Annotated in this window: 1 protein-coding gene; it reads right to left on the bottom strand. The window is 56.0% G+C overall.

The features are described 5' to 3' along the window. Window positions 1-33: 33 nt before the first annotated feature. Window positions 34-1,569 (bottom strand): IS1634 family transposase, encoded by a 1,536-nt coding sequence (locus IBX54_RS14915; RefSeq protein ID WP_296543434.1) that lies wholly within the window; start codon window positions 1,567-1,569, stop codon window positions 34-36. Window positions 1,570-1,769: the final 200 nt, after the last annotated feature.

The raw sequence follows: 1,769 nt of genomic DNA on the forward strand, positions 1-1,769 counted from the left end.
TGATTCCATTAGAAACGGACTTCAAAACGCAGACTAAAAAACGGGCTTAGTCAGGTCTGACGGGGTCGGCAGTGTCAACTCCAGGGCAGCAAACAGCGACTTCTGGGCGGGCGTGATTTCCGTCAACCCAGTCAACGTCTGGCCGTCACTTGTCGCAACGGTTTGTTGATGGATCCGCTTGAGACTCTCCAGCAGCGTGGTGGGCGACTCTGATCTTTTGGCGACCTTCAGGCGCATACGCATCACCCGAAACAAGATCAGCGCCATAAAACAAATCAGCGTATGCGCGCGAATGCGCTGGGGCAATCGGTGGTACACCGGCCCAATCTCGATGTCAGATTTGAGCACCCGAAAGCCGCGCTCAATGTCAGCCAGACTCTTGTAGCGCTGCACCACCTCAGCCGCTGTGGTGCTGGTGTTGGTCACCAACAGCAGCTTGCCATCGAGCAACTCCAGATAGCGCTTTTTGTCCTCATCAATCGTGTAGCTGAACAGATCAGCCTTTAAATCCACCTTGATCAGGTGCGCCATATGGGCATCCTTGACCGCATGGTAAAAGCGCGCCTTGGTGCCTGAATCCGACATCGGGCGACCTTTGCTCTTGTTTTTCTTGCCGGTACTTTTGCGCTCATCCTGCGCATCGGGCTTGACGCTGCACTGCTGACCCAGCTTCAGTAACTCAGCCATGTTTTTGTCGCGTGCAGCCGTGCGTCTGGCTGCCGCAATTGGGTCATGTTCCACCACCAGGCGGCTATCATTCCAACTCGTCTCGGCGCACCATTCTTGGCCAAGCTTTTGGGTCTCATTGAGTTTCTGGAGATCATCGGCAAAGTCCCCGTAGCGTGCCGCTGGTACGGCCAGGATGTACTCCACGGCTACATCACGGCCGTCTTTTTTGAGTTGCGTTTGCAGTTTGTTCAATTCTTCGATGTTGGCTGTGCTCAGCAGTCCCCGATCAGCAATCAGCACCACACGCTTGAGTGGGTAGCGCGCCAATAAGCCTCGAATCATCGGCAGCAGGGTTTTGGCTTCTGCGGTGTTGCCAGGATGGACCTCATGGGCAATGGGCAGCCCTTCAGCAGTTTGTACCAGCGACAGCATGAATTGGCGCTCGATCAGCCCAGACTTGGCCAAGCCGTAAGCGCGCACGTCATCGTCGAGGTCGGTCTGGCCGGTGACCGCCACCGTGGTGAGGTCATAGAACACCACGGAGAGGTCTTGGTCAATCAGGGGGCGCATGAGCGTGGCCAGCCGGTGGCCCAGTTTGTCGCTGTGCTCATCGAGTACGTCCATGGCACGCAACAGGTGTTGGTGTTCTGAGATGGCACCAGTGCCTGCGGGCAAGGCGACTGTTTCCAGCCAGCGCAGCACACCGAGTTTGCTGCCCGGATCACACAGGCGGTTGAAGACCATCAGGCGCAGGCAGCTCAGGACATCGACTTCGCCGCCTGCTTCGAGGCGACCCAGGGTGCAGACGGTACGTTGGCTGGGTTTTCCTTCTTCGTTGCGAAAGGACTCGACGAGTTGGGCGTAGCGACGCTGACCGGATTGGGTGACCTTGATGAACATGGCGCTGAGTGCAGCGCAGGTTGGTCCAGATATAAACTACCAATAACGGGAAACGTGCCACTACACGCTATTTTTACTTTCAGGTCAAAAATCGGTGCAAGTGGTTGAATTCATTGGTGGGCCGGGTCGGGAAAATCGGAATTTTGGCAAAAAGGTGTCGAACTTGTGTGGCCAGCGTCTACTACTCACTCGTAACCAAA

The organism is Rhodoferax sp. (assembly GCF_014859475.1).
Lineage (GTDB): Bacteria > Pseudomonadota > Gammaproteobacteria > Burkholderiales > Burkholderiaceae_C > Rhodoferax.

Bases quoted from the DNA above. Each gene is read 5' to 3' on its own strand.
- IBX54_RS14915 (WP_296543434.1), bottom strand. From the start codon at position 1,569: ATGTTCATCAAGGTCACCCAATCCGGTCAGCGTCGCTACGCCCAACTC.